Genomic DNA, 20,552 nt, shown 5'->3' with positions numbered 1-20,552 from the left:
ATCATGAGTAAAACGTTACGTATTGCCATCGTCGACGACGAACCTGACATGCGGGAATCGATCAGCCAGTGGCTGGTGCTCTCCGGCTTCAACACGGTCACGTTTTCGTCCGCCGAGGATGCGCTGAAGGAAATCAGCTCGGACTGGCCGGGCGTCGTGATCTCGGACATCCGGATGCCCGGCATGGACGGGATGGCCTTTCTCAAGCGGCTGATGAGCATCGACTCGGCGCTGCCGGTTATCATGATCACCGGGCATGGCGACGTGCCGATGGCGGTCGAGGCCATGCGCATGGGCGCGATGGACTTCATGGAAAAACCCTTCAAGCCCGACCGTATGACCGAGTTGGCAAAGAAAGCCACCCAGACCCGCCGGATGACGCTGGACAACCGCGCCCTGCGGCGGGATCTGTCCGAGGGGCAGCAAGTCATGTCCAAGCTGGTCGGCCAGTCTACCGCGATGGAGCGGCTGCGCGAGGATATACTCGATCTCGGTCAGGCCGATGGTCACGTGCTGATCGACGGCGAGACCGGGACCGGCAAGACGCTGGTGGCTCATGCGCTGCACGCGGTCGGGCCGCGCGCCTCGAAGAAATTCGTGCCGATCGCCTGCGCCGCCTTCGATCCCGAAAAGCTGGGAGAGCGCCTGTTCGGCCCGCTGGAGGACGGCATCCCGGCGGTTGAAGAAGCGCGGAGCGGGACGTTATGTCTTGAAGATATCGAGGCATTGCCCGATGCGCTTCAGGCCCGGCTTCTCGGCTTCATCGCCGATCAGGGCACGCCCGCCGAGACCCGGATCATCGCGATCTCGAACGCTCGCGGCGACGGGCGCAAGCCCGAAGACCTGCTGCGTCCCGATCTGTTCTATCGCCTCTCTGCGCTTCAGATCACCGTGCCGCCGCTGCGCTCGCGCGGGGAGGATATTCTGGCGCTCTTTACCCGCATGACCGAGCAGTTCGCCGATGAGTACGGGTGCGAACCGCCGCAGGTGAACGCGCAGGAAGCCGCGCAGCTTTTGCAGGCGCCGTGGCCCGGCAATGTCCGCCAGCTTATCAACGTGGCCGAGCGCGCTGTGCTGCAGAACCGCCGCGGGTCGGGATCCATCACCTCGCTTCTGATGACCGAGAGCGACGAGGATCAGGCGCAGGCGACCACGACCGAGGGCAAGCCGCTCAAGGAATATGTCGAGAGCTTTGAAAAGATGCTGATCGACAACACCATGCGCCGCCATAAAGGCAGCATCGCAGCAGTCATGGACGAGCTGTGCCTGCCGCGCCGGACGCTGAACGAGAAGATGGCGAAATATGGCTTGCAGCGCGGGGATTATCTGTAAAGCGCCGCGAATGCCTGCCGCGGGCGCGGCAGGCATTGTCACGGCACAGGGCAGCAAGCTTCTCGCCAGGGCCATTCTTGGCAGCTGACGCGGGCAGCCTGCGGTGAATTGCCCATTGAACTTTCTTGCCTTCCCCCCTTATGTTCGGAACATGCGCGGATCTCTCAACCAAGCGTTGAGCAGACGCGCCATCAGTTTCGCAGCGGAAGCTCGCCCGGATCTATGGGCAGGCCCCGCCGAGAAAACCGCCCTCACGCGCAATCCGTAGCAAGGGCAGACATTCGCTGCCCCGTGGCCTCGGTCCGGGGCCAAGAGGTAACAGACGCGATGCAACGCGCGCGATGCAGATTGGCAGATAAGATGCGGGACGAAGGTTCCGCAGCGCCCTGCGTCACGGCGGCCGTGTCCCCATCATACCGCACTCCGCTTTTCCCACCGGCCGCATGCCGGGGCAGCGGGCTGCGCGAAAGACACCTAAATGGCAAAGAAAATGCTCATCGATGCGACACACGCGGAAGAAACGCGTGTCGTCGTCGTGGACGGAACCAAAGTCGAGGAATTTGATTTCGAGACGGTCAACAAGCGGCAGCTTGCTGGCAATATCTATCTGGCAAAAGTGACGCGGGTCGAACCCTCGCTTCAGGCCGCCTTCGTCGATTACGGCGGAAACCGGCACGGTTTCCTCGCCTTCGCCGAGATCCATCCGGATTACTACCAGATCCCCGCCGCTGACCGCCAGGCGCTGCTTGAGGAAGAGCGCGCCTATGCCGAAGCCGTCGCGGCCGAGGAGAGCGAGCAGGACAAGCCCGAGAAGGGCCGGGGCCGCCGGCGCAGGCCGTCGAAATCGGCAAAGGCCGAAAAGGCCGAGACCGGCGATGAAAGCGTCGCCTCCGCCGAGATACCCGGCATGGAGGTCGTCGATCACGACGCCGACGATGATCGCGATGACGGCAACACCGCCGACAAGCGCGACGGAGAAAACGGCGCGAACGGCGATGCGGGCGACGACGAACCGCGCGGAGCCGATGCGGCGGAAAAGGACGACAGCATCGAATCCGTGGCCGACGAGGACGTGACCGAAGAGATCCGCGTTCCGAAGAAGCCGCGCGCCCGCCGCTACAAGATCCAGGAGGTCATCAAGGTCCGCCAGATCCTGCTGGTCCAGGTCGTCAAGGAAGAGCGTGGCAACAAGGGTGCGGCTCTGACGACCTATCTGTCTCTGGCAGGGCGCTACTGCGTACTGATGCCCAACACCGCACGTGGCGGCGGCATTTCCCGCAAGATCACCAATGCCGCGGACCGCAAGAAGCTAAAGGACATCGCCGGAGAGCTTAAGGTGCCGCAGGGTGCCGGGCTTATTATCCGGACCGCCGGCAGTCAGCGCACCCGGACCGAAATCAAGCGCGACTATGAATATCTCATGCGGCTTTGGGAACAGATCCGCGAGCTGACCTTCGCCTCGGTGGCGCCAGCGCCGATCTATGAGGAAGGCGACCTTATCAAGCGCACGATCCGCGACCTTTACAGCCGCGAGATTGACGAGGTTCTGGTAGAGGGCGATCGCGGTTACCGCACCGCGAAGGATTTCATGAAGATGATCATGCCGTCCCACGCCAAGAACGTGAAACATTATAATGATCCGATGCCGCTTTACGCCCGCTATCAGGTGGAAAGCTATCTCGGCGGCATGTTCAATCCGACCGTTCAGTTGAAATCGGGCGGCTATATCGTCATCGGCGTGACCGAGGCGCTTGTGGCCATCGACGTGAACTCGGGCCGGGCCACCAAGGAAGGCAGCATCGAGGATACGGCGACCAAGACCAACCTTGAAGCGGCCGATGAAATCGCGCGGCAATTGCGGCTGCGCGACCTTGCCGGGCTGATCGTGATCGACTTCATCGACATGGATGAGCGCAAGAATAACTCGGCTGTCGAAAAGCGGCTGAAAGATCGGCTGAAGACCGACCGGGCGCGGATTCAGGTCGGCAAGATCTCGGGCTTCGGCCTGATGGAAATGAGCCGTCAGCGGCTGCGCCCGGGGATGCTGGAATCGACGACGCAGCCCTGTGCGCATTGTCACGGCACCGGGCTGATCCGCTCGGATGACAGCCTCGCGCTGACCATCCTGCGCGCCATCGAGGAAGAGGGCACGCGCAAGCGCTCTCGCGAGGTGCTGGTCAAGGCGCCGGTCGCAGTGGCGAATTTCCTCATGAACGCCAAGCGCGAGCATATCGCCGTGATCGAGGCACGTTATGGGATGTCTGTGCGGGTCGAGGCGGATCCCGCGCTGATCTCGCCCGATTTCGCCATCGAAAAGTTCAAGAGCGCGACCCGTGTCGTGCCGGATGCCGCCGCCCCGGTGGTTTCGGTCGATGCGCAGCTCATGGCGCAGATCGACGACGACGAGAGCGATGAAACCGCCGAGGACGAGCGCGACGACCGCGACGACAGCACCGAGCGCGGCGAGGACCGTTCGGATGACGATGGCGGCAATCGCGGCAAGCGCCGCCGCCGCCGCCGTCGGCGGGGTGGCAAAGATCGCAACGATCAGGGCGATTCGCGCGGTAGTGACGAAAATCGCGACGACAACGCCGATGATGGCGGGAACCGCCAGCGGGACGCCGAATCCGATGTTCCGGCTGGCGAGATCAGCGCCAAGGATGACGGCAACAGCCGCAGCGACAGCGAGGATGAGGCCGATAAGCCGAAATCACGCAGCCGCTCGCGAAGCCGCACACGCCGTCGCCCGGAGGCCGCAGAGGCCGGGGGGCAGGATGATGCGGGCACGGCACCGGCCGCAGCAGCATCCTCCGCTGCGGCGAATGTCGTGGATCTGCGCGATCTGCCCACCAAGGCGGAGACATCGCCGGCTGAGGCTGACCAGCCGGCAGAGAATGGGTCTTCGGTGCAGGAGGGGGCCGCGAATGACGCGGCGGCGATCACGAGCTCCGAGGATGCCGCGCCGGGCGAAAACCCCCCGTCGCAGGCCGCCGATGATGCCGCTGACGCACCGGACGATGCCGCCGTGGCCGACAGGGCAGAGCCAGCGAATGCAGAAAATGTCGAGGGCGATCATCAGCCCGACGCCGCTTCGTCATCGGCAGAGGCCGCGCCCGCCCGGCCCGCCAAAGCCGAGGCTCAGCCCGAGCCAGAAACCCCGCCGCGCAAGAAGCGCCGTGGTTGGTGGTCCATTGGCTGATAACCTGAGGCCCGCCGGGAAGGCGGGCCTTTTTCATGACAGCTGCTTCACGCTCTGATCTTACGCGCTTGTGACACTCTGCCCTCTGGTGCCATGGGCGATTTCGGCTAGTGTCCCGCCATGTTCGGAATCGACCTCATCGACGCCGCCTTCCTGCCTGCCGCCACTGTGGCGCTGTTTGCGGGCGTGCTGTCCTTCCTGTCGCCCTGCGTCCTGCCGGTGGTGCCGCCCTATCTGGCCTATATGACCGGCATCAGCGTAAATGGTCTGAAATCGGGTGAGCGCAGCGCGGTGCCCGCAGCGCTGATGTTCGTGCTCGGGCTGTCCACGGTGTTTCTGGTCATGGGGTTTGCCGCCTCGGCCTTCGGGAGGATGTTCCTGGAATACCAGCTTTGGCTGGCGCGGATCGCCGGGGTGATGGTGATCGTGATGGGGCTACATTTCCTGCATGTCTTTCGGATCCCCCTGCTGGATCAGGAGGCCCGGCTGGACACTGGCGATCAGGGCGGCTCGTCGCTGGGTGCCTATGTTCTGGGCTTGGCCTTCGCATTTGGCTGGACGCCCTGCATCGGCCCACAGCTCGGCATGATCCTCGGCCTCGCCGCGACCGAGGCAGAGCTGGGGCGCGGGACCGGGCTTCTGGCCGTCTATGCGCTGGGGCTCGGGATTCCGTTCCTGCTCTCGGCGATCTTCATCAACCGGGCCATGGGGCTGATGAACCGCATCAAGCCCTATCTGAGAACCATCGAGCGGATCATGGGCGCGCTTTTGGTCGCGGTCGGTCTGATGCTGCTGAGCGGGCGGATGGCGGATCTGTCCTATTGGATGCTGGAAACCTTCCCGTTCCTCGCCACGCTCGGTTAGCGCCGGACATTGCGGCGCAGATCGGCCAGCGTGACCGCACCGGTCGCAAAGCTGAGCGCGAAATAGATCGCCGCACCGCCCAGGACAAGCAGCGCCAATTCTGGAATCCGCGCCATCTCGATTCTGTCGGTCCAGCGGAGCATGAACCACAGCGCGATCGCCATCAGCAGCGACGACATCAGAATGCGTGGCGCGCTGCGACGGACGCGGGCGTCCCATCGTGTCGCCTGACCCATGCCGCGTGTGCCCCACCAAAGCTGGCCGACCATCACCCAGGCGGCGGCCGACGTCCCGATGGCGGCGGCGAGAAAACCGATGAAGGGCATCAGCCCAAAGGCGACGACGGCATTCACCACCATCGAAAACAGCGCAAAGCGGAACGGGCTGCGCGTATCCTCCCGGGCGAAATAAAGCGGTTGCAGCACTTTCTGAAGCACAAATGCCGGCAGGCCGAGCGCATAGACGACAAGCGCCTTCGCAGTCTGCTGGGTGTCATAGGCGGTGAACTGGCCGCGCTCGAATAGGGTCGAGACCATCGGAACGGCGATCACCGAAATCGCGAAAGCGGCGGGCAGGGTGAGGAACAAGCCGAATTCCATCGCGCGGGAAAACGCGGCCTGTCCGCCGGCCTCATCCCCTGCCCGCAGCCGGCGGGCCAATTCCGGCAGCAGCACAACCGCCACCGCAGCGCCGACCACGCCGAGCGGAAGCTGATAAAGCCGGTCAGAGGCCGAAAGCCATGAGATCGCGCCCTCGAAGAACGAAGCGACCTGACGACCGACCAGCAGGTTGATCTGGACCACGCCACCCGCGAACATGGCGGGCAGGGCGATGGTCAGCAATCGGCGCATATCAGGCGTCATGCGCGGGCGGCGGGGCAGGAAGGTCCAGCCGGTGCGATTGGCGTCCCACCAGACCAGCCCCAGCTGTGCGATCCCGGTGATCGGCGTGGCCCAAGCAAGCGTCAGCCCCAGATCCCATCCGGCAGAGCGCCCGATCAGCAGGGCGATGATGAACAGGATATTCAGAAGCACCGGCGCCGCAGCCGCGGCGGTGAAACGGCCATTCGCGTTCAGCACGCCCCCGATCATCGAGGCGAGCGAGATCAGCAGGATATAGGGGAAGGTGATCCGCGAATAGGTCACAGCGAGGTCGTATCGCTCATCCCCCCGAAAGCCCGCCGCCATGGCCAGCACCAGCGCGGGCATGGCGATCATTGCAACCGCGCAGAACAGGATGAGCACTGTGCCGAGCCCCGCAAAAGCGTCGCGGGCGAATTGCTGCGGGTCGTCTCCGCCCTCCAGCTTCTTGGAGAACAGCGGAACGAAAGCGGTGTTGAACGCGCCCTCGGCGAAAAAGCGGCGGAACATGTTCGGCAGGGATAGCGCGACTTGAAACGCGTCCATGACCGGACCGGCCCCGAGCCAAGCAAACATCATCATGTCGCGGATGAAGCCCGACAGCCGAGACAATGTCGTCCAGCTGCCCACGGTGAGAAAACCGCGCACCAATCCGCTTTTCATGCCCTTACGCTCCTGCCTGCTCCGAGCCCGCGCGTTCCGCGCCCTCGCGTATGGCCTGCCTCAGCTTTTTTTCCAAGGCCTCGCGGCGCCCCGGCTGCTGAAGTTTCAGGCCGAACGCGTCCTTGACGTAGAAACTGTCCACCACCTGCGCGCCATAGGTCGCGATCACCGCGCTTGCGATGCGGATGTGATTGGCCGCAAGGGTCCGGGTCAGGTCGTAAAGCAGGCCGGGGCGGTCGCGGGTATCCACCTCGATGATGGTGTAGATATCGCTGCCCTCGTTGTCGAAGGTGATATGGGTCGGAAAGCGAAAGGCACGGTCGCGCTTCTTCAGCTGGTCCTTATTGGCGAGCGCGTCACGCGGCACCACCTCGCCCCGCAGGGTGCGGTCGATCATCTTGCGCAGCCGGGGCAGCCGGTCGGTGTCATAGGGATGGCCCTCGGAATCCTGCACCCAGAATACGGCGGTCGCGAAACCGTCCTTCGAGGTATAGGTCCGCGCATCGACGACATTCGCCCCGACAAGCGCCAGTGCCCCGGACAGGCGCGAGAAGATCCCCGGATGATCCGACAGAACGAACACGGCGCGCGTCGCGTCCCGGTCTTGATCGGGATGCAGGTCGATGCGGATTTCGTCGCCGCCCAGATCCTTCAGCATGCCGGCAATCACTGCCTGGGTGTCGGTCGGCAGGCCCTGCCAGTAATTGGCGTAATGGCGCGCGGTTTCGGCGCGGATCGCCTTCGGCTCCCACCCTTTGGCGGTGAGATAGTGGCGCAGCGCGCGCTTCGCTTCGTCCCGCCTCTGGTCGCGGTTGAGCGCCTCCATGCCGTTTTCGAGCACGCTGGCGGTCTCGTCATAAAGCTGGCGGAGCAGCACTGCCTTCCAGTTGTTCCAGGTGTTCGGACCAACCCCGCGTATGTCGCAGACGGTCAGCACAAGCAGCAGGTCCAGACGCTTGCGCGTCTTTACCGCCTTGGCGAAGTCGCGGATGGTGCGCGGGTCCGAGATATCCCGTTTCTGCGCCACATCCGACATCAGCAGATGGTTGCGTACCAGCCATTCGATCGTCTCGACCTCATCGGCCGGCAGGCGAAATCGCGTTGTGACACGCCGCGCGATCTGGGCACCGATGATCGAGTGATCCTCGGGCCGGCCCTTTCCGATATCGTGCAGCAGCAGCGCCAGATACAGGACGCGGCGATTGATCCGTCCCGCCGTGATCCGGCTGGCGATGGGCAGGTCCTCGACCTCATGGCCCTGTTCGATCTCTGACAGGGCGACGATGCACTGGATGGTGTGCTCGTCCACCGTGTAGTGGTGATAGACGTTGAACTGCATCATCGCCACGACCGGTTCGAATTCCGGAATGAAGGCACCGAGCAGGTCCAGCTCGTTCATCCGCCGCAAGGCCCGTTCGGGATTGCCGCGCTTGAGCAGCAGGTCGAGGAAGATCCGTACTGCCTCGGGGTTCTCGCGCATCTCGTCGTCGATCAGCCGAAGATTCGCGCTGACGATGCGCATTGCCTCGGGGTGGATGAGGATGCCGGTGCGCAGCGCCTCTTCGAACAGCCGCAGCAGGTTCAGCGGATCATCCTGCACATCGGCTTTGTCATCGAAGGTCAGCCGCCCGGCCTGTTCGGCAAACCCCGCGCGCAGCTTCTTGCGGCGGCGGAAGAGCCGCTTCAGCAATGGCTGCTGAAAGACATGGCGGCTTTCCAGTGCGGTGAGGAACACGCGCGTCAGCTCTCCGACGCGCGTGGCGTGGCGGAAATATTCCTGCATGAACAGCTCGACGCCCCGGCGCCCCGGCCGGTCGTGATAGCCCATGCGGCCGGCGACCTCGACCTGCATGTCGAAGCTGAGAATATCGACAGGACGGCCCGCGATCAGATGCAGGTGACAGCGCACCGCCCACATGAAGTCCTCGGCCTGCCAGAAGGAGAGATGCTCGTCGCGGGTGAAGAATCCCAGATCGACCAGCTCGACGGCGCGGTCGACGCGATGGATATATTTCGCGATCCAATAGAGTGTCTGGAGGTCGCGCAGCCCGCCCTTGCCCTCTTTGACATTGGGTTCCAGCACATAGCGCTGCCCACCCTGCCGCTCGTGGCGGGTATCGCGTTCGGCCAGCTTGGCTTCGATGAACTCGGGGATCGACGATTCGAACAGCTCGGACCACAGCCGGTCGCGCAGCGTCTCTGCCAGTGCCAGCTGTCCGGCAACGGCGCGATGCTCGACCATCGAGGTGCGAATCGTCATGTCCTGCCCCGCGAGCCGCAGACAATCGTCGACGCTCCGCGTGGCGTGCCCGACTTTCAGCTTGAGATCCCACAGCATGTAGAGCATCGATTCGACGACGCTCTCGGCCCAGGCAGAGGTCTTGTAGGGCGTGAGAAACAACAGATCGACATCGGATTGCGGTGCCATCTCGGCCCGGCCATATCCGCCGACAGCAAGCACGGCAAGCTGCTCGGCCTCGGTCGGGCTTTGCTGCGGGTGAAGATGGTGGATGGCGACATGGTGGACGGTGGTGACGACCGCATCTGTCAGGCTGGCCACCGCCCGCACCGTTTCACGCGCGGCGCGGGGATGCGAGGAAAAGCCGGCAACGATGTCGTCCATCGCCGCATTTCGCGCGGCCTGAAGCGCGGCCACGGTTTCCGCGCGCTTAGACTTGGCATCGTCGAGCGCATCCAGCCGGGCGTCGAGCGCGGGCAGGAAGGTTTCGGGAACAAAAATGGAATGCGCCCCGGGCAGGGCCGGGGCGCTTTGGGGCAGTATGTCGCTGTTCGGCGGCAAATCAGAAGCCGAAGCCGCGCCCGAAGCTGCGCGGAGCCGGATCGATGACCACGACGGTGCCGTCATTGATCGTCGCCACGGCCATGCCACGCTCGTTGGTGCCGTCGCGGCGCAGGCGGAACACACCGTTCACGCCGGTGAAGCCCGCCGGGCGGGTCAGGCCGATCGTGTTGACCGCATTCCGATTGCCCGAACCGGCGAGGGCGGCCACCGCGGCGACGCCATCATAACCGAGCGAGCCCAGCTCATGCGGGGCCTCGCCAAAGGCCGAGCGGTAGCGCTGCGTGAACTGACGCTGCATCGATGTGTCGGGCAGCGCGAACCAGCCCCCCTGCACGCCGGGCAATTGCAGCCGCGCGGCGGGGATGTCCCAGCGGGTCAGCCCCATCAGCTGCGCCTCGCGCGAGGTGACGCCTGCCTCGGCCAGCTGATCGGTCAGATAGGGCAGCACGGCCTGCTGGTTTGCGGTCATGAAGATCGCGTCAATCTGATCGCCCTTGGCCGCCTGGGTGACGGCAGGAATGATCGAATCGATGCTGGATTGCGACAGGGCATGTTCCTGGCGTCCGCTCAGCGTGGCACCGTTCTGCGCGATGGCCGACTGGATCGCATTGGCGCCGATCTGGCCCGCGGCGTCGTTCTCATAGACCATCAGAAAACGGCGCAGCCCCTGACCGACGCCATAGCTCACCAGCCGGTCGGCCACGTTATCGAAGGTATTGCCGAGCACGAAGACGTTGCTGCCGGCGATCTCGGTATTGTTCGAGAAGGACAGCACGTTGAGATTATTATCCTTGATCGCGTTGCCGACGGCATTGGCGGAATCGGCAAAAAGCGGGCCGACAATGATCTTGGCGCCCTCTGCCGCCGCCTTCTCGGCCGCCTCGACCGCCGAGGCCTCGGCAGGCGTCGTCGTGTAAACGCGCAGATCGATTTCGGCACCGTCTGCATCCGCCGCGGCCATCCGCGCCGAGTTCGCGAGCGAGCGACCGAGCCAGTCCAGATCCTGATTGCCCGTGCCGCCGGGAACCAGCAGCGCTATCTGCACAGGTTGGCCCGGATCGATCTGCGGCCCGATGGCCGGGCCGGAGTCGCCGATGCTTGTCGGCTGACAGGCGGCCACGGCAAGTGCACCGGCGGCGATGCCCGCCTGAAAGACCCTGCGGCTGTAACGCTTGGCGATGGATAACATGATGGGGATTCCCTATTGTCCGCGATTATGGCTTTTGGGCGCAGCCTATTAACTCGGCCCGCGCTTGGCAACGCAACGGAAGGCTTGGAGTGCGAAGTGACCGAACGTAACGACGATCCGAGCGAAGTGCCGGCGCGGATCCAGGCCGGGCCGCTTGCGGCGGGGCTATATTTCGTCTCGACCCCGATCGGCTCGGCCCGAGATATCACGCTGCGCGCTCTCGATGTGCTCAATACCGCAGACCTGCTGGCGGCCGAAGACACCCGCACATTGCGGCATCTGCTCGATATCCACGGTGTGCCGCTGCGCGGACGGCGTGTCATCGCCTGTCACGATCACAACGAAACCAAACGCAGTGCAACGCTGATGGCGGCGTTGCGCGAAGGGAACTCGGTCGCCTACTGCTCTGATGCGGGCACGCCGCTTGTGGCCGATCCGGGTTTTCGTCTGGCCCGTGATGCCGCCGCGCAGGGCAGCCCGATCCACGCCGTGCCCGGACCTTCGGCGGCAATCGCGGCACTGACAGTGTCCGGCCTGCCAAGCGATCGTTTCGTCTTTGCCGGGTTTCCGCCACAATCTGCCGGGGCCCGTCGAAGGTGGCTTGAGGAATTGTCGGGCGTCGATGCCACCGCGATCATCTTCGAGAGCCCGCGGCGCATTAAGCAAACATTAGATGAGTTGTGCGAGATTGAGGCGAATCGGAATATGGTCCTGTGCAGGGAACTGACCAAGAAATTCGAGGAAATTATGCGTGGAAGCGTGGCCGAGATCGCAGACAGAATACCCGATGTGGGTTTGAAGGGCGAGGTCGTTATCGTTCTCGACAAGCCGCGGGCGAAGCAAGCCGATCAATCAGAGATCGAAGCGGTGCTCGCGGCCATGCTGTCTGACATGACCCTGCGCGATGCGGCGGCCGCGGTGGCGGAACGCTATGGGATGGCGAAGCGTGATGCCTATCAGCTGGCGCTGTCTTTGGGAAAGGATCGTTGATGCAACTCTCTTTGGACTTCGATCGGCCTGTGCAGGTCAGATCCCTCCCCTCGCCGGAAAACCCCCGTAGCTCCCGTGGCGCGCTTGCCTATCGCTCTGGCCTATTGGCCGAGGCGAACGTGGCAGATCGCTATCGCGAAGCCGGCTACAGCGTCCTGCACTCTCGCTGGCGTGGCAAGGCTGGCGAGATTGATCTCATCGTGCGACGCGGCGACCTCGTCGTGTTCGTGGAAGTAAAATCGGCACATGATTTCTCGCGTGCGGCGGAAAGGATCAACCGGCGACAGATGGACCGCATCTGCATGGCTGCCTGCGAATTCTGCGGCACGCTTCCCACCGGTCAGATGACGGAAATGCGCCTGGATGCAGCACTTGTCGATCAGTTTGGACGCGTCGAGATCATCGAGAATGCTTTCGGTGCGCACTAATCCGTCCAGTTGCGTCTCCGCTTGAACTGACAGGCGGAACATCGGACAAGGCGGCAAACCGGAGGATGCCGCCATGAGTCTGAATGTCGCGCTGCAAATGGATCCGATCGAAGATGTTGCCGTGGATGCGGACAGCACCTTCAAGATCGCGCTCGAAGCCGAGGCGCGGGGCCATCGGCTGTTTCAATACACTGTCGACCGTCTCACCTATCTCGGCGGGACGGTTTCGGCGACAGGACGACCGGTGACACTGCGTCCCGAACAGGGCAGCCACGTGGATTTCGGCGATTGGGCCACGGTTGATCTGGCCGAATTCGACGTGGTCTGGCTACGGCAGGATCCGCCCTTCGACATGGGCTATGTCACCTCGACCCATCTTCTGGATCGCATCACCGGGACGACATTCGTCGTCAATGATCCGTTCTGGGTGCGGAACTGTCCCGAGAAGCTCATGGTTCTTGATTTTCCCGATCTCACGCCCGAGACGTTGATCACCCGCGACATCGACGCGATCCGCAGTTTCCGCGACACCCATGGCGATATCATCGTAAAGCCGCTTTACGGCAATGGCGGGGCGGGCGTGTTCCATCTTCGCCCTGATGATCCCAACCTGTCCTCATTGATGGAGCAGTTTGCCGGCATCAATCGCGAGCCGGTGATCGCACAGCGCTATCTGCCGGCGGTGACACAGGGCGACAAGCGCATCATTCTCGTCGATGGCGAGCCAATCGGCGCGATCAACCGGGTCCCGGCGAAGGGCGAGGCGCGGTCGAACATGCATGTCGGCGGCCGGCCCGAAAAGACCGCTCTCACTGACCGCGAGAAAGAGATCTGCGCCGTGATAGGGCCCGTGCTGCGCGAGAAAGGGCTTTTGTTCACCGGCATCGACGTGATCGATGGATGGCTGACCGAGATCAATGTGACTTCGCCTACCGGTCTTCAGGAGTTAGAGCGATTTGACGGTGTCAACGGCGCGGCGCTGATCTGGGATGCGATCGAGCGGAAGCTGGTCGGCTGATAGCTGCCTCCGCCCTGGCGGGCGCAAAGCGCCTCGATTTCGTGGTGTCACCAGCGAATCGCCAAGCGAGCGTCAACCGCCCGTGATGAATGGCAGGCGATAGCTTATGGCCTCGGCGATATGATCGCTGGTTAAGCGCTCGCTCTCCGCCAGATCGGCAATGGTTCGGGCCGTCCGCAAGACGCGGTGATAGCCGCGCGCCGTCAGGCCGAGCCGCTCCGAGGCGCGGCGAATCAGCGCCTTGCCATCAGCATCCGGCGCGGCAATCCGGTCCAGAATGGCAGGCGGGGCCTCGGCATTGCAGCGGGCGCGCACCCCATCGGCGGCAAGCGGCTCGAACCGCGCGCGCTGTCTGTCGCGCGCTGCCTCGATGCGCAGAGCGAGCTCTGACGTGGTTGGTCCCGAGGGCGGCAGATCGAGTTCGTCCAGACCGACTCCGGGCACCTCGATCCGCAGATCGAAGCGATCCATCAGGGGTCCGGAGATCTTGCCCAGATAGTCCTGGCCGCATCCGGGAACCCGCGCGCAGGCGCGCGCCGGGTCGGCAAGATAGCCGCATCGGCACGGATTGGCGGCGGCGATGAGCAGAAAGCGGCAGGGATAGCGGATATGGGCGTTCGCGCGGGCGACGACGACCTCTCCGGTTTCGATCGGCTGGCGCAGCGTGTCGAGCACTTGCCGTGAGAATTCCGGAAACTCGTCCATGAACAGGACGCCGTTATGCGCGAGGCTGATCTCGCCGGGTTTCGCGCCACGCCCGCCGCCAACGATTGCAGCCATCGACGCAGTGTGGTGCGGGTCGCGAAATGGCGCATGGCGCGGGATGCCGCCTTCTTCCAGCAGACCGGCAACGGAGTGGATCATCGAGGTCTCAAGCGCCTCGGGCGGGCTGAGCGGTGGAAGCAGGCCGGGCAATCGTGCCGCGAGCATGGATTTTCCAGCGCCGGGCGGGCCGACCATCAGCATGTGATGGCGCCCTGCAGCGGCGATCTCGAGCGCGCGCTTGGCACGTTCCTGGCCACGTATGTCACGCATATCGCCGCGATGCCTGGGTGGTGAGACCTGCCCGGGTGTGGCGCGGGACAGCTGGGTGCGGTCGGCGAGATGGTCGATCACCTGGCGCAGATGCGACGCTGCGAAAACCGGGACGCTCGCCACCCAGGCCGCTTCCGCACCGCAGCTTGCCGGGCAGATCAGCGTTCGGTCATCCTCGGCAGAGGTCATCGCCGCAGGCAATGCGCCCACCACCTGCACAAGCCGTCCGTCAAGCGCGAGTTCGCCCAGCGACACCAGTTGGGCCAGCGATTCGGCGGGGATCACGTCGAGGGCCGCCAGCACTGCGAGCGCGATCGGCAGATCGAAATGCGAGCCCTCCTTCGGCAGATCGGCTGGGGACAGGTTCACAGTGATCTTTTTCGAAGGGATGGCGATCGAGAGGGCATTGAACGCGGCGCGCATCCGTTCTCGCGCCTCGGAGACAGCCTTGTCGGGCAGCCCCACAATCGCGAAAGAGGGAAGCCCTGCGGCGACCGAGGCCTGCACCTCGACCAACCGGCCCTCGACCCCCTCGAACGCCACGGTGTAAGCGATCGCGACCATCTCGCTCCTCTCTTCTCGAAAGGCTGGTTAACGCGTCATGGATTAAGGAAGCGTAAACGGCGGCGGTCTGGCTTCCTTGCCGTTCAGCCTCGGGTCGCCTATTTCGGCCCTGTGGGATTGATGGAGGCGCCGATGCAGGGCAGCCGTATTCTTCTGGTGATCGGCGGCGGGATCGCGGCCTTTAAATCGCTGACGCTGATCCGCGATTTGCAGCGAGAGGGCTGCCGCGTGGTGCCGGTGCTGACCCGCGCGGCGGAGGAGTTCGTGACGCCGCTTTCCGTCGCCGCTCTGGCCGGGGAGGATGTGCATCGCGATCTGTTCGACCTCACGCGCGAGGCCGAGATGGGCCATATCCAGCTGTCGCGGGATGCCGATCTGGTGGTGGTTGCGCCCGCGACGGCGGATCTGATGGCGAAGATGGCCGGGGGTCATGCGGATGATCTGGCGTCGACGCTGCTGATGGCGACCGACAAGCGGGTGCTGATCGCGCCGGCGATGAATGTACGCATGTGGCTGCATCCGGCGACGCAGCGCAACCTGGCGACACTGAAACAGGACGGCGTGCTGGTGGTCGGCCCGGATGAGGGCGATATGGCCTGTGGCGAGTTCGGGCCGGGCCGCGCGGCGGAACCACAGGACATTGTGGCTGCGATCCGCGGGGCGCTCGGCCCCGCCCGGCCCGCGCCGTTGCGTCTGGGGCCGGAGGTCGCGGCGAAGCCGCTGAAAGGGCGGCATGTCGTGGTCACCTCGGGGCCGACGCGCGAGCCGATTGATCCGGTGCGCTATATCTCGAACCATTCTTCGGGTGCGCAGGGCAGCGCGATTGCGGCGGCGCTGCGGGATCTGGGCGCGCGGGTCAGTTTTGTGACCGGTCCGGCGCAGTTTGCCCCGCCCGAGGGCGTCGAGGTGATCCCGGTCCAGACCGCCGATGAGATGCAGGCGGCGGTCGAGGCGGCGCTGCCCGCCGATGCCGCGGTGATGGCGGCGGCGGTCGCGGACTGGAAGGTCGCCAATGCCGCCGACCGCAAGATGAAGAAGGGTCGCGACGGAATGCCGGTGCTGGAATTTGCCGAAAACCCGGACATTCTCGCCTGGGTCAGCCAGTTGGCCGAGCGCCGCCCACAGCTTGTCGTGGGCTTCGCGGCGGAAACCAACGACGTGATCGCCAACGCAACCGCCAAGCGGCAGCGCAAGCGCTGCGACTGGATCGTGGCGAATGATGTCTCGGCCGGGACCGGCACCTTCGGCGGTGAGGACAACACCGTGACGCTGATCTCGGCTGACGGTGCCGAGAGCTGGCCGCGCATGGGCAAGGATGCCGTCGCCCGCAAGCTGGCCGAGCGGATCGCGGAGGCGCTGTGATGCGGGCCTATCTGGACTGGAACGCGACCACGCCGCTGCGGGCCGAGGCCAGGGCCGCGATGGTCGAGGCGATGGAGATCGGGGGCAATCCCTCCTCGGTTCATACCGAGGGCCGGGCGGCGAAGATGGCGATGGAGCGGGCGCGGGAACAGCTTGCCGTGGCGCTCGGGGCCGAAGGGGCGGATGTGATCTTCACCTCCGGCACGACCGAGGCCGCGGCGATGGTGCTGGCCGGCAAGGGGGTTTCCTGCGCGCCGGTCGAACATAGCGCGATCAAGGCGTGGTGCGCGCCTGAACTGGCCGTCGATGAGAACGGCATCGTGACCGTGCCGGACCCCGCGCGGGCGACGCTTCAGATCGCCAATAACGAAACCGGCGTGATGCAGGCCCTGCCCGACGGGTTGGCCTCGTCGGATCTCACGCAGGCTTTCGGCAAGGTGCCGATGGCTTTCAACTGGCTGGGCATCACAGCAGGCTTCGTCAGCGCGCACAAGCTGGGCGGACCGAAGGGCATCGGCGCGCTGATCGTGAAGAAGGGCACCGAGGTCGAGGGTGTCATTCGCGGCGGCGGTCAGGAACAGGGCCGCAGGGGCGGGACCGAAAACCTGATCGGCATTCTGGGATTCGCGGCGGCGGCCACGGCGGCGCAGAAGGATCTGGAAGCCGGTCTGTGGGACGAGGTCGCCGCGCGCCGCGATGCGCTGGAAGCGCGGCTCTTGGATGCCGCGCCGGATGCGGTGGTTGCCGGTAAGAACAGCCCACGCTTGCCGAACACCACCTGCCTTCTTACATCGGGGTGGAAGGGTGAGACACAGGTCATGCAGATGGACCTGGCGGGGTTCGCCATCTCGGCGGGCTCTGCCTGTTCGTCGGGAAAGGTGCGGGCCAGCGGCACGCTTCAGGCAATGGGTTTTGATGATATCGTCGCGCAATCGGCGATCCGTGTTTCCATAAGCCCGGCTTTGGGCGACGATCAGGTGAACCGATTTGCGGATGCATGGGAATCCGCGTATGGACGCTGGCGCGACAGGAACGGCTAGAGACATCTCTGGCCCGAGGAAGGACAAAGGATGAACGACATCACCGATCTTGAGGTGCGCGAGGGCGTCGACCGCGAAACGGTCGAGACCGTCGCCAATATGGGCAGCTATAAATATGGCTGGGACACAGAGATCGAGATGGACTATGCCCCCAAAGGGCTGTCCGAGGACATCGTCCGCCTGATCTCGGAAAAGAACGAAGAACCGGAATGGATGACGGAATGGCGGCTGAATGCCTATCGCCGCTGGGTCACCATGACCGAGCCGAGCTGGGCGATGGTGAACTATCCGGATATCGACTTTCAGGACCAGTATTACTACGCCCGCCCCAAGTCGATGGAGGTCAAGCCGAAATCGCTGGACGAGGTCGATCCGAAACTGCTTGCGACCTATGAGAAACTGGGCATCCCGCTGAAGGAACAGATGATCCTTGCCGGGGTAGAGGGCGCGGAAGATGCCGCCCCTGCCGACAGCCGTCGCGTTGCCGTGGATGCGGTGTTCGACAGCGTCAGCGTCGGGACCACCTTCAAGGATGAGCTGGCCAAGGCCGGAGTGATCTTCTGCTCGATCTCCGAGGCGATCCGCGAGCATCCCGAGCTGGTGCAGAAATATCTGGGCAGTGTCGTGCCGCCGAGCGATAATTTCTATGCGACGCTGAACAGCGCCGTGTTCTCGGATGGCAGCTTCGTCTATATCCCGCCGGGCGTGACCTGCCCGATGGAGCTGTCCACCTATTTCCGCATCAATGCAGAGAATACCGGCCAGTTCGAGCGGACACTTATCATTGCCGACAAAGGCTCTTACGTCAGCTATCTCGAAGGCTGCACGGCGCCGAAACGTGATACCGCTCAGCTTCATGCCGCCGTGGTGGAGATCGTGGTCCTGGAAGATGCCGAGGTGAAATACTCGACCGTCCAGAACTGGTTCCCCGGCGATGAAGAGGGCAATGGCGGCATCTACAACTTTGTCACCAAGCGCGCCGATTGCCGCGAGGCCCGCGCCAAGGTGATGTGGACGCAGGTGGAAACCGGCAGCGCCGTGACCTGGAAATACCCGTCCTGCGTGCTGCGCGGCGATGACAGCCAGGGCGAGTTCTACTCCATCGCGATCACCAACAATCACCAGCAGGCCGATACCGGGACCAAGATGATCCATCTGGGCAAGAATACCCGCTCGCGGATCGTGTCGAAGGGGATCTCGGCCGGCAAGGCGCAGAATACCTATCGCGGGCTGGTCTCGATGCATCCAAAGGCGACGAACAGCCGCAACTATACCCAGTGCGACTCGCTGCTGATCGGGGATAAATGCGGGGCACATACCGTGCCCTATATCGAGGTCAAGAACAGCTCGTCTCGGGTCGAACACGAGGCGACCACATCCAAGGTCGACGACGACCAGATGTTCTATTGCCGCCAGCGTGGCATGGACGAGGAAGAGGCCGTCGCGCTGATCGTCAACGGTTTCGCCAAGGAAGTGCTCCAGGCCTTGCCGATGGAGTTCGCCATGGAGGCGCAGTCTCTGGTGGCGATTTCTCTGGAAGGCTCGGTTGGGTAAGTTCCGCGGGGTTTCACCGATGACGAAGAAGCAACTCTTCACCTCGGTGAAGAATGAGGCTCCCTTCCTTTTGGAGTGGATTGCCTATCACCGCGCCATCGGGTTCGAGGAATTTTATGTTTGTTCGAACGATTCAGATGACGGGACGACTGAATTGCTGAACGCTCTGGATAAGGCCAGCGAGATCCGGCATTTTCACAATCACGTCCTGCCGGGTCAGTCGCCTCAGTTGGTGGCGGCTGAGCGGTTTCGCGACGCTGACTTGCCTGCCCAGGAAAGCGGTGACTGGGTGATCTGGCTCGATGCCGATGAGTTTCTGAATATTCATGTCGGCGAAGGCAAGCTTGACGATCTGATCGACTATCTCGGCGATAAAACGGGTATGCTCGTTCCGTGGCGCATTTTTGGTGATAGCGGGTCGGACGGCCTGCTAGAGCGATTTCTTTCTGAGACGTTTACCCGTAGTGCAGGCGATGATTTCCCTGAACAGGCGCAGGGACACTCGGAACAGGCTCAGATAAAGACCCTGTTCAGGATGGACGACTGCATCCAGGGATTCGGAACCAGCTCGCTTCATCGGCCCGTCATCAAACCCGGTGCGAAAGACATACTGCAACGTTTCACCAACGGAGCAGGTGGTCCGCTGGATGCCGGGTTCGGTCCGCACCGATTCTGGGCCTCAGGGGGCGACAAGGCGAGGACCAGTAAGGTTCCGCTGAGCGAAACCGACGGCAGCATCGCGCAGATCAATCACTATCTGGTGCGCACCCCGTCGATGTACAGGCTGAAGAAAAGACGTGGCCGTGGCTATGGGCGGATCGCTCAGGACGGTCGGAATGATCGCCACACGGCTGATTTCTATAATCTCATGAACCGGAACGAACGCGAAGATCGATCGATTTTGCGGCATCTTCCGGCGGTTGACCGGGAAATCTCACGCCTCCTTTCGATCAAGGACGTCAGCGACGCGCATGAACATGGCATCCGGCAGACCAGAGCCGCGTTGAACGCCCTGTCGGAAGAGAAAGAAAATGTGATCGAAACTAACCCGGCGGCCAAAGCTGCCGAACCCGTGCCATTTGAGCTGACCTTGCCCCCGCAGGAGGCGGCTATGCTGCGATCCTCACTGAAAGAGGGAGGGATCGTTCTTGAATATGGCAGTGGAGGCTCGACATTCGAGGCGCTGGGGGCGGGTGCTTCGAAGGTCTTCTCGGTTGAAAGCGACGCAGAGTGGGCAAAGCGGATCGACGAAAGCCTTGCGGCACAGTTCGAGAAAGATCGTTTCCGGGTGATCCATGCCGATATCGGTCCGACCAAGGAATGGGGCAAGCCTGCTAACAGGAAATCCTTCCTGAAGTACCATCTCTATGCGCATGGCGTCTGGGATCTGGAGGATTTCAGGGAACCTGATCTTATCCTGATAGACGGCCGGTTCCGTGCCTCTTGCTTCGCGACCGCCGCGATGCGTCTTACGCGGCCTGCGAAGGTGCTTTTCGATGACTATGCTAACCGAAACCACTATCACTGGGTGGAGAAGATCTGCCCTGTTGCCGAAATGGCTGGACGTATGGCGGTGTTTCACCTCGAACCCACCGAAATCCCGAGGACGCTGATGACTCAGGTGTCCGGGTCCTATGTCGATAGCCGCTGA

The 20,552-nt window shown here is 63.5% G+C and carries 14 protein-coding genes; 10 read left to right on the top strand and 4 right to left on the bottom strand.

Annotation, left to right across the window (positions count from 1 at the left end; all coding sequences use genetic code 11):
- Window positions 1–3 precede the first annotated feature (3 nt).
- The 3 genes from PAF18_RS10015 to PAF18_RS10005 all read left to right on the top strand — a co-directional run bounded on the left by PAF18_RS10015 (window position 4) and on the right by PAF18_RS10005 (window position 5,395).
- Window positions 4–1,332: a sigma-54-dependent transcriptional regulator gene (locus tag PAF18_RS10015; protein WP_271115582.1), complete on the top strand. Its 1,329-nt coding sequence runs from the start codon at window positions 4–6 to the stop codon at window positions 1,330–1,332.
- Between the two features lie 478 nt (window positions 1,333–1,810).
- The gene (locus PAF18_RS10010; protein ID WP_271115581.1) at window positions 1,811–4,531 is read left to right on the top strand and encodes an Rne/Rng family ribonuclease; all 2,721 of its coding nucleotides are present in this window, start codon (window positions 1,811–1,813) and stop codon (window positions 4,529–4,531) included.
- Window positions 4,532–4,651: 120 nt separating this feature from the next.
- Window positions 4,652–5,395, top strand: a complete 744-nt coding sequence (locus PAF18_RS10005; protein ID WP_271115580.1) for a cytochrome c biogenesis CcdA family protein — start codon at window positions 4,652–4,654, stop codon at window positions 5,393–5,395.
- Here PAF18_RS10005 and murJ read toward each other — a convergent pair.
- The 3 genes from murJ to PAF18_RS09990 are packed head-to-tail and all read right to left on the bottom strand — an operon-like array spanning window position 5,392 to window position 10,910.
- On the bottom strand, window positions 5,392–6,918 hold the full coding sequence (gene murJ, locus PAF18_RS10000; protein WP_271115579.1) for a murein biosynthesis integral membrane protein MurJ: 1,527 nt from the start codon (window positions 6,916–6,918) through the stop codon (window positions 5,392–5,394). The two genes, PAF18_RS10005 and murJ, sit on opposite strands and share 4 nt — an antisense overlap.
- A 4-nt stretch (window positions 6,919–6,922) precedes the next feature.
- Entirely contained in the window at window positions 6,923–9,718 is a 2,796-nt protein-coding gene (locus PAF18_RS09995; RefSeq protein WP_434802256.1) for a [protein-PII] uridylyltransferase, read from the bottom strand.
- Between the two features lies 1 nt (window position 9,719).
- Window positions 9,720–10,910 (bottom strand): penicillin-binding protein activator, encoded by a 1,191-nt coding sequence (locus tag PAF18_RS09990; RefSeq protein WP_271115577.1) that lies wholly within the window; start codon window positions 10,908–10,910, stop codon window positions 9,720–9,722.
- 96 nt (window positions 10,911–11,006) lie between these two features.
- Between PAF18_RS09990 and rsmI the strand changes: the two genes are divergently transcribed.
- From rsmI to gshB, 3 genes are all read left to right on the top strand, one after another.
- Window positions 11,007–11,900 (top strand): 16S rRNA (cytidine(1402)-2'-O)-methyltransferase, encoded by an 894-nt coding sequence (rsmI, locus tag PAF18_RS09985; protein ID WP_434802255.1) that lies wholly within the window; start codon window positions 11,007–11,009, stop codon window positions 11,898–11,900.
- Window positions 11,900–12,328 (top strand): YraN family protein, encoded by a 429-nt coding sequence (locus PAF18_RS09980; RefSeq protein ID WP_271115575.1) that lies wholly within the window; start codon window positions 11,900–11,902, stop codon window positions 12,326–12,328. The genes rsmI and PAF18_RS09980 overlap by 1 nt, the downstream gene beginning before the upstream one ends.
- Window positions 12,329–12,401: 73 nt before the next feature.
- Window positions 12,402–13,346, top strand: a complete 945-nt coding sequence (gshB, locus tag PAF18_RS09975; protein WP_271115574.1) for a glutathione synthase — start codon at window positions 12,402–12,404, stop codon at window positions 13,344–13,346.
- 72 nt (window positions 13,347–13,418) lie between these two features.
- On the opposite strand, the gene PAF18_RS09970 is transcribed toward gshB, so the two are convergent.
- Window positions 13,419–14,945 (bottom strand): YifB family Mg chelatase-like AAA ATPase, encoded by a 1,527-nt coding sequence (locus PAF18_RS09970; RefSeq protein ID WP_271115573.1) that lies wholly within the window; start codon window positions 14,943–14,945, stop codon window positions 13,419–13,421.
- A gap of 132 nt (window positions 14,946–15,077) precedes the next feature.
- On the opposite strand from PAF18_RS09970, the gene coaBC reads away from it, so the two are divergent.
- From coaBC to PAF18_RS09950, 4 genes are read left to right on the top strand one after another with little or no spacing between them, the layout of a single operon-like run.
- Window positions 15,078–16,307, top strand: coding sequence for a bifunctional phosphopantothenoylcysteine decarboxylase/phosphopantothenate--cysteine ligase CoaBC (coaBC, locus tag PAF18_RS09965; protein ID WP_271115572.1), 1,230 nt, complete (start codon window positions 15,078–15,080; stop codon window positions 16,305–16,307).
- Window positions 16,307–17,347 (top strand): cysteine desulfurase family protein, encoded by a 1,041-nt coding sequence (locus PAF18_RS09960; RefSeq protein ID WP_271115571.1) that lies wholly within the window; start codon window positions 16,307–16,309, stop codon window positions 17,345–17,347. The genes coaBC and PAF18_RS09960 overlap by 1 nt, the downstream gene beginning before the upstream one ends.
- Window positions 17,348–17,377: 30 nt before the next feature.
- On the top strand, window positions 17,378–18,901 hold the full coding sequence (gene sufB, locus PAF18_RS09955; RefSeq protein WP_271115570.1) for a Fe-S cluster assembly protein SufB: 1,524 nt from the start codon (window positions 17,378–17,380) through the stop codon (window positions 18,899–18,901).
- 19 nt (window positions 18,902–18,920) lie between these two features.
- The gene (locus PAF18_RS09950; protein WP_271115569.1) at window positions 18,921–20,552 is read left to right on the top strand and encodes a glycosyltransferase family 92 protein; all 1,632 of its coding nucleotides are present in this window, start codon (window positions 18,921–18,923) and stop codon (window positions 20,550–20,552) included.

This window comes from Paracoccus sediminicola (genome assembly GCF_027912835.1).
Lineage (GTDB): Bacteria > Pseudomonadota > Alphaproteobacteria > Rhodobacterales > Rhodobacteraceae > Paracoccus > Paracoccus sediminicola.
This window is presented reverse-complemented; position numbering and strand designations above follow the sequence as displayed.

Bases quoted from the DNA above. Each gene is read 5' to 3' on its own strand.
- PAF18_RS10015 (WP_271115582.1), top strand. From the start codon at position 4: ATGAGTAAAACGTTACGTATTGCCATCGTCGACGACGAACCTGACATG.
- PAF18_RS10010 (WP_271115581.1), top strand. From the start codon at position 1,811: ATGGCAAAGAAAATGCTCATCGATGCGACACACGCGGAAGAAACGCGT.
- PAF18_RS10005 (WP_271115580.1), top strand. From the start codon at position 4,652: ATGTTCGGAATCGACCTCATCGACGCCGCCTTCCTGCCTGCCGCCACT.
- murJ (WP_271115579.1), bottom strand. From the start codon at position 6,918: ATGAAAAGCGGATTGGTGCGCGGTTTTCTCACCGTGGGCAGCTGGACG.
- PAF18_RS09990 (WP_271115577.1), bottom strand. From the start codon at position 10,910: ATGTTATCCATCGCCAAGCGTTACAGCCGCAGGGTCTTTCAGGCGGGC.
- PAF18_RS09980 (WP_271115575.1), top strand. From the start codon at position 11,900: ATGCAACTCTCTTTGGACTTCGATCGGCCTGTGCAGGTCAGATCCCTC.
- gshB (WP_271115574.1), top strand. From the start codon at position 12,402: ATGAGTCTGAATGTCGCGCTGCAAATGGATCCGATCGAAGATGTTGCC.
- PAF18_RS09970 (WP_271115573.1), bottom strand. From the start codon at position 14,945: ATGGTCGCGATCGCTTACACCGTGGCGTTCGAGGGGGTCGAGGGCCGG.
- coaBC (WP_271115572.1), top strand. From the start codon at position 15,078: ATGCAGGGCAGCCGTATTCTTCTGGTGATCGGCGGCGGGATCGCGGCC.
- PAF18_RS09960 (WP_271115571.1), top strand. From the start codon at position 16,307: ATGCGGGCCTATCTGGACTGGAACGCGACCACGCCGCTGCGGGCCGAG.
- sufB (WP_271115570.1), top strand. From the start codon at position 17,378: ATGAACGACATCACCGATCTTGAGGTGCGCGAGGGCGTCGACCGCGAA.
- PAF18_RS09950 (WP_271115569.1), top strand. From the start codon at position 18,921: ATGACGAAGAAGCAACTCTTCACCTCGGTGAAGAATGAGGCTCCCTTC.